The organism is Clostridium sartagoforme AAU1, from assembly GCF_000401215.1.
Classification (GTDB): domain Bacteria; phylum Bacillota; class Clostridia; order Clostridiales; family Clostridiaceae; genus Clostridium; species Clostridium sartagoforme.
The window spans coordinates 1-6,709 of sequence record NZ_ASRV01000145.1 but is presented as its reverse complement, the minus strand read 5'-3'; the positions used below and the strand labels follow the sequence as shown (position 1 = coordinate 6,709).

Here is a 6,709-nt window from a genome sequence, read left to right as displayed (position 1 = left end):
TATAATTTAAAATATTTTATTAATCTCAAAGTTATCATAAAATAAAGTTATCTTATAAGATATTCTTTCAAAGTACGTAGATAATAAATTTAAGCCTTAGCATAAAAAATATCTACTACTAATAATAAAATAGCCGCAAGCAATATTATATTTATTGACCAAATTGAATATTTAAATATTAAAGCAAATAATCCTAATAAAACAGATATTGTAAAAAACATCTTTATTAATTTCATTAAAAAAATCCTCCTTCGAAAAATATTAGCTGCAGATAATAGTTTATGTAGATTTAAAGAAAAAATACTTATAAAATATAGGATTTCTTATAATTTGATAAAAATGAAATAAAGACCAATCAAATTAATGATTAGTCTTTTAAAACAGAAACTATCTTCTGTTATTTTGTGCTTTTCTAGCTCTTCTACAATCAGGGCATCTTACTGGCTCATTATCAAATCCCTTTTCCTTGTAGAATTCTTGTTCTCCAACTGTGAAAACAAATTCCTTTCCACAATCTTTACAAATTATTTTTTTATCTTCCATTTTGAAATCCTCCTTAAAATTCATAAGGACAAACTTGATAATTTCTTCCTTAAGGTGAATAATGAACTTTAAGGGGAGAGAATATATCGAAATTTTTCCTAATCATTTAAATTTTCAAAATAATTATACCACAAAATGATATTATTTCAAGAGTATATAATAAAAAAATCAGATTATTTTGAAATTTCTAATTATTTAGATTTTTTCATTAAGCTTTTTTTGGGGCTATGCCTCAGGTAATATAATGAAAATACTATAATTGGTAATAAAACAAAGCTGAATAAATTAAGTATTTGTAAATACTTCAAAGCATCATAAAGTAAGTAATTATTCATTCCTAAGAAATTAGAAAAAACAAATATTAAAAATGTATATATTCCAATAAAAATGCGCTTATTTTTAATATATTTTTCACAAATTAATAAAATGCTATAGGTTGATAATACATATTTAACAAAAAATCCAATTACAGTCTGAATCAAGAAAAATAGTTCACCAAATTCTATGAATCCACCAAATTCTATCCTTTGCCCAAGTATAAATTCAGGATAAAATATATTAGCAGCTCTTAGTGGGCCAAAGGCAGTTATAACCCCTACAAAAGAGATAATAATAAATGCAGCTGAAATAATACCAGCGTAAAGTGTATGTATTCTAATATGCTCAACTTTATCAATAAACTTTAAAAATGGAATAGCTATCATAAATGAAGAAAATCCACCTAAAATAAGTAAAGTTGAAATAACAAAGCCATAAGAAATATTACTACCAAGTACAGGAAGTAAGTTATTTATATCTTTATAACTTTGAGATAGAGCAAAGAAGATAATTCCATTTATTATTATTATAAATACGCTAACTAAAACAAATATTAATATAGTACGTAGTCTTTTATTAAAGATAAAAAGTGATGGCAGTAGGAAAAATGCCAAGGCATACCAAACAGGAGTCTCAAGAAACAATGTAGAATGTAATATATTAGCTTCTAGAGCTCCAGCTTCAATTGCATTTATAAATAAAGTGATTATAAATATAAGCATTAGAATAAAGCTTAGTGCTTTTGGCATAGAATGCGCAAAAATATAATTTATATCAAAGGTTTTAGTAACATTGCAAATATTGACTATATACATTAAGAAAATAACAAATATTATTGAAGCTATTAAAGAAGCAAGCCAAGTATCTCTTCCCCCTATATCTATGAAAATTGATGGATATGTTTTTAGTGATATGATTACTACACCAATTATAAATAATATAAAATGTTTACTAGAAATTTTATTCATATTTACCACCCTTCTAAAGTTAATGGGAAAAGTGAAAGAGAGAAAGAATGAAAAATTATTGAAATAATTTAGCTTTGCCAAATTAAGGACTTAATTAATAAAAAACTCCAAAGGAGTTTAACTTTAATTCGCTCACTTTTTAAATCTTTCACTTTTTCACTCTTTTTAGTATTAGCAAAAAAATGAATATTAAACAATTTTTCAGCAAATAATACAATCAGGTGATGTATATGAATAATTTAGAATATATAAAAGAGAAAATGAAAAACTCTTTTGATGTTAAATATAGGCCGGTTCAAACGGTTTTAGGTAAAGCAACAGTAATATTTATTGATGATCTATGTAATATGCAGATGATAAGTGAATACGTCGTTTTACCATTGAGAGGTTTTGGTGAACTTCATCCAAATGGAGGTAAAATAACTTCTGTTAAAGAAGTAATAGAAAATGCATTAAATATAGGTGCAACGGATATTGCTAAAGATAGAGATGATGCAATAATGCATATATTATCTGGTGATCCAATAATAGTATTTGATGATTTTGAAGAGATAATATATGTAGAAACTAAGGGGTTTCCAGTAAGAGGCGTTGGAATTCCTGAAACAGAATCAGTTTTAAAAGGACCAAGAGAAGGATTTAATGAATTAATAGTACATAATGTTGCGTTAATAAGAAAAAGAGTGAAAAATCCGAATCTAAAATTTGAAGCAATAGTAGTAGGTGAAGAATCAAATACTGCAGTAGCTGTATGTTATTTAGATGGTGTTGCACCGAAGGAATTAGTTAATGATATAAAAGAAAAAGTGAAAAATTTGGATTTAAGATTTATATTTGATACCAACTATATAGAAGATGAGCTTAAGAGTCAAAAAAGTCTTTTTGATACAGTAGGATATACTGAAAAACCAGATGAGATTGGTGCAAAACTACTAGAAGGAAGAGTTGCTATAATTGTTGATGGAACTTCCTTTGTAATTACCGTACCATACTTTTTTTTAGAAAACTTTCAAATGCCAGATGATTATTATTTGAATAAATATCATACAAATTTTAATAGGATATTAAGATGGTGTGCGTTTTTTGTTGCAACAATGGTACCAGGAATTTATGTAGCAATAATAACTTATCATTTTTCTACTATACCATCATTATTTATGTTTAGGCTTGCGGTATCTAGGGCAGGAGTTCCCTTTCCAACATTTGTTGAAGTTATATTAATGATGCTTGCATTTCAATTTATAAAAGAAGCAGGGCTAAGACTTCCACAGCCAATAGGTGGAGCAATGAGTATAGTTTCAGGTTTAATTCTAGGAGAAGCTGCTGTAGGAGCTGGTATAGCATCAAGAATAACTATAATAGTAGTTGCATTAAGTACACTATCATATTTTTTAATTCCAAAGCTATATGGAGCATTATCATTCTGGGCACTAGTATTAGTTGCGTTTTCGGCAGCCTTTGGAATACCTGGGTTTTTATGTGGAGCTTTATTATTATTAATTCAATTAGCAGAGCTAGATTCAGTAGGGTATCAATTTTTATTCCCAATTGGAAGTATTAATGAATATAGATTTAAAGATGTTGTACTCAGAGGAAACTTAGAAAAAATTTCAAAAGATTTCATAAAAAAGGGGGATGAAAAATGAAGTTCAAGAAGTTAAGTAAAATTATAACAGTATTTTTTATCCCCTTATTCTTAGTAGGGTGCTTTAATTATAGAGATATAAATAAAGTAAGTTTTGCTACAAGCGTTATTTTTGATACAGATGATTTTGGAAGAGCAATAGTTTATGTAGATTGTGTGAAACCTTACAGAAGTACTAATGAAAGTTCAGATAAAGGAAAGAGAATAATATATAAGGGTATAGGTAAAACAGCGTTAGAAGCACTAAGAGATGTAAATTTAGCATCTAGTTTTGAATTGAATTACTCTCAAAATAGAGCTTATATTTTTACAGAAAATGCTGCAAGAGATGGTATAAAAAGATACATAGACTTAATAAATAATAGTCAAGAATTCCAAATCAAACCAGATATGTTTGTTTATTTTGGAGAAGTTAAGGACTTACTAAAAATAACTTCAAGTGATGAAGAGTATTTAGGACTATATTTGGAAGAATTAGTACATAAAAATAAAAGAAATCCAAGGGCAATGAGAGCTAATATGAATGATTACCTAAATAATTCAGTAACAGCTAGTGATACATATATAGTGGGAGTTATTGAAATAAGGGAAGACGCTTTAGATAAAAAAATTGAAATTGGCGGAGGAGCAATAATAAAAGATAACATATTAGTGGAAAGAATTGATGCTAAAGATGCAATGAGTTACAATCTACTTATGAATAATATAAGAAGAGGAACTCTAGAAATGTCTAATCCTCAATCACAACAAGGATTTATAACATTAGATATATTAGATAATAACACAGAAAGTAAAATTCAATACGATGGAGAGAATATTAAATTAATTAAAAATTTAGAGATGAAAGTATCTGTTGCAGAAACACAAGGAAGGTTAATTGTTGATAAGGAATTATTAAAATATATAAAAGAGGTTAAAGAAAAGGAAGTAGAAAGTTATATTAAAAATATATTTGTTGAATATAAAGAAAAGGAACTTGATATTTTTGAAATAGAAAGGCTTTTGGATATACATTATCCAAGGGCAGCAGTATATAATCCTATATCAAAAACTGACTTAGAAGTAAATGTAAACATAATAGTTGAAGGAACAGGATTAATTAAAGATAGTTTATAGATAGTTTAGTTATACTATATTACAAATATTATATTGAAAACAATTTTGAATGTAAAAATCTATTGATATTAAAAGGAAAATAAAGTAATATTAACTTATAGATTGTCTGGATTCGATTCATACTATGTTAGATGAAATAGGGAGGGAGTATGGACGATTATAAAGTTAAGTATCAGCAACTTAAGTCAGAGTATGAAAGCTATCAGAAAATCACAGAAGAAAAAATACAGGAATTAAGTTCTGCTAATGTTCAATATGAAAAAAACCTTGATATGCTTTCTAATGTAATATTAATTAGCAATTATATAAATTCAAATTTAAGTAGTAAAAATATAATACCAATGATAAATGATATGATTATAGGAATTATAGGAGTTACTCAATCCACCATATATTTACTAGAAGATTTTAAATTTGTGATAAAAGCTACTAATGGCACAGAAGAAAGTATAGGCCTTACAGAAGAATGTAAAAAATACATAAGTAAACATAAGACTTTTATTTTAAATTCAAAGGAGCCAATAATAGAAGACGAGTTAAATGGTATATCTATTCATTCACGAATGGGTGTGCCAATTAAAGTTGGAGAAAATTTTATAGGTTATATAATAGTGGATCATACCCACTATAATTTTCTATCTGAATTTCACGAAATTTTCTTAACTTCAATAGCAAGTCAAATAGCAATTGCTTTAGAAAACTCTATTTTATATAAAAAGATAGAAAAGGCAGCACAATGTGATGCTTTAATTGGAATTTATAATAGAAAGACATTTTATGAAATTATAGAGGAAAGATTAACTAATGGTAAAATAGAAAAATATGCAATAGTTATGATTGACTTAGATAATTTTAAAAGGATTAATGATACTTTAGGACATCAATTTGGAGATAAAGTATTGATAGAAACCGCAAATTTAATTAGGAATATGCTATATCCAAAGGATATAATAGCAAGATATGGTGGAGAAGAAATAATATTATATATAGATTGTACAGACAGTAATGAAGAGGTATACGAGCGAATCGATAATATAAGGGAAGCGGTATCAGAAAACTTTATATCAAAAGAAGAACTTGGAAGAAATATTACTGCAAGCTTTGGGGTTGGTTTTTATCCATATGACGGAGAAAATCTAGAAGCTGTTATTAATTGTGCAGATAAATACCTTTATAAAGCAAAACATGCAGGAAAAAACAAAGTAATGAGTTCTCATTTTTTAGGTAAAAAGATAGTGATGTAATAGAACACACTATCTTTTTATTTTTTAAAATATTCTGTAAATATTTTCAACTAAATAGAATATACATATATTAAGAGAATAAAAAAAATTCTATTAGGGGGAGTGGATTCCAATGATTCAAGTCTTTTGTGCAAGAAGAGGGGCAGGTAAAACCAAAAGGTTAATAGAACTTGCTAATGAACATTCAAATAAAGCAAAAGGAGATTCAGTTTATATTGATGACGATGCAAGACGTATGATGCAGCTTAGAGGTAAGATAAGGTTTATAAATACTAATGAACTTGGCGTAATAGATTGTGAGAGCTTTTATGGTTTACTTTGTGGAGTTATATCTCAAAATTATGATGTAGAAAATATATATATAGACGCTTTATCTAGTATAGTTAATAATATATCGGAATCAACGAATCTCTTTAGAAAATTAAAGGAATTCTCTCAAAGATATAATTTAAATTTATATATAAATTTAAATTGTGAATGTACTGATGATCTACCAGATTGTATAAGAGAATATGTGGCTTAGAGAATTGGTAAAATGAATTAGTTAAAAATTTTATTAAAAATTAAGTAATTTATCGGGAGTGGATTATAGAATTTAAAGATTAAAGGACTGGATAATTTATAACTGATACGTTATTAGAGAGTTAAGAAAAGCTTAAATAGAAAAGCTTAAGTAGTTAAAGATTGTCTTAGATAAACCGGATTATAAGAATTAAGTTGTTAAATAAGTAAGTTTTATTTGGAATTTAAAGTTCAAATATTAAGTAAAGGAATTCTAGTAATAATTCGGGAAATCTAAATTAATAAAAATTAAATGTCGAAAAAGTAGTAAGTAGGGGTAATTCTATTGTTAAGAATTACTCCTTTGTTTTAAA

7 protein-coding genes are annotated in these 6,709 nt (G+C 26.7%); 4 read left to right on the top strand and 3 right to left on the bottom strand.

Annotated features, from left to right (window positions below; translation table 11 throughout):
- Positions 1-89: 89 nt before the first annotated feature.
- The 3 genes from A500_RS20425 to A500_RS11385 form a co-directional block, all read right to left on the bottom strand.
- Complete coding sequence (locus A500_RS20425; protein ID WP_156174343.1) at positions 90-236, bottom strand: hypothetical protein; 147 nt, start codon at positions 234-236, stop codon at positions 90-92.
- Between the two features lie 151 nt (positions 237-387).
- A complete protein-coding gene (locus A500_RS11390) occupies positions 388-543 on the bottom strand; it encodes a zinc-ribbon domain-containing protein (protein WP_016207738.1) in 156 nt (51 codons plus the stop codon).
- A gap of 191 nt (positions 544-734) precedes the next feature.
- A complete protein-coding gene (locus A500_RS11385; protein WP_016207737.1) occupies positions 735-1,829 on the bottom strand; it encodes an endospore germination permease in 1,095 nt (364 codons plus the stop codon).
- A gap of 230 nt (positions 1,830-2,059) precedes the next feature.
- Here A500_RS11385 and A500_RS11380 point away from each other — a divergent pair, with 230 nt between their 5' ends.
- The 4 genes from A500_RS11380 (at position 2,060) to A500_RS11365 (ending at position 6,357) form a co-directional block, all read left to right on the top strand.
- On the top strand, positions 2,060-3,475 hold the full coding sequence (locus A500_RS11380; protein WP_016207736.1) for a spore germination protein: 1,416 nt from the start codon (positions 2,060-2,062) through the stop codon (positions 3,473-3,475).
- On the top strand, positions 3,472-4,590 hold the full coding sequence (locus A500_RS11375) for a Ger(x)C family spore germination protein (RefSeq protein WP_016207735.1): 1,119 nt from the start codon (positions 3,472-3,474) through the stop codon (positions 4,588-4,590). The genes A500_RS11380 and A500_RS11375 overlap by 4 nt, the downstream gene beginning before the upstream one ends.
- 149 nt (positions 4,591-4,739) lie before the next feature.
- Positions 4,740-5,834, top strand: coding sequence for a sensor domain-containing diguanylate cyclase (locus A500_RS11370; RefSeq protein WP_016207734.1), 1,095 nt, complete (start codon positions 4,740-4,742; stop codon positions 5,832-5,834).
- 112 nt (positions 5,835-5,946) lie between these two features.
- The gene (locus A500_RS11365; protein WP_016207733.1) at positions 5,947-6,357 is read left to right on the top strand and encodes a hypothetical protein; all 411 of its coding nucleotides are present in this window, start codon (positions 5,947-5,949) and stop codon (positions 6,355-6,357) included.
- Positions 6,358-6,709: the final 352 nt, after the last annotated feature.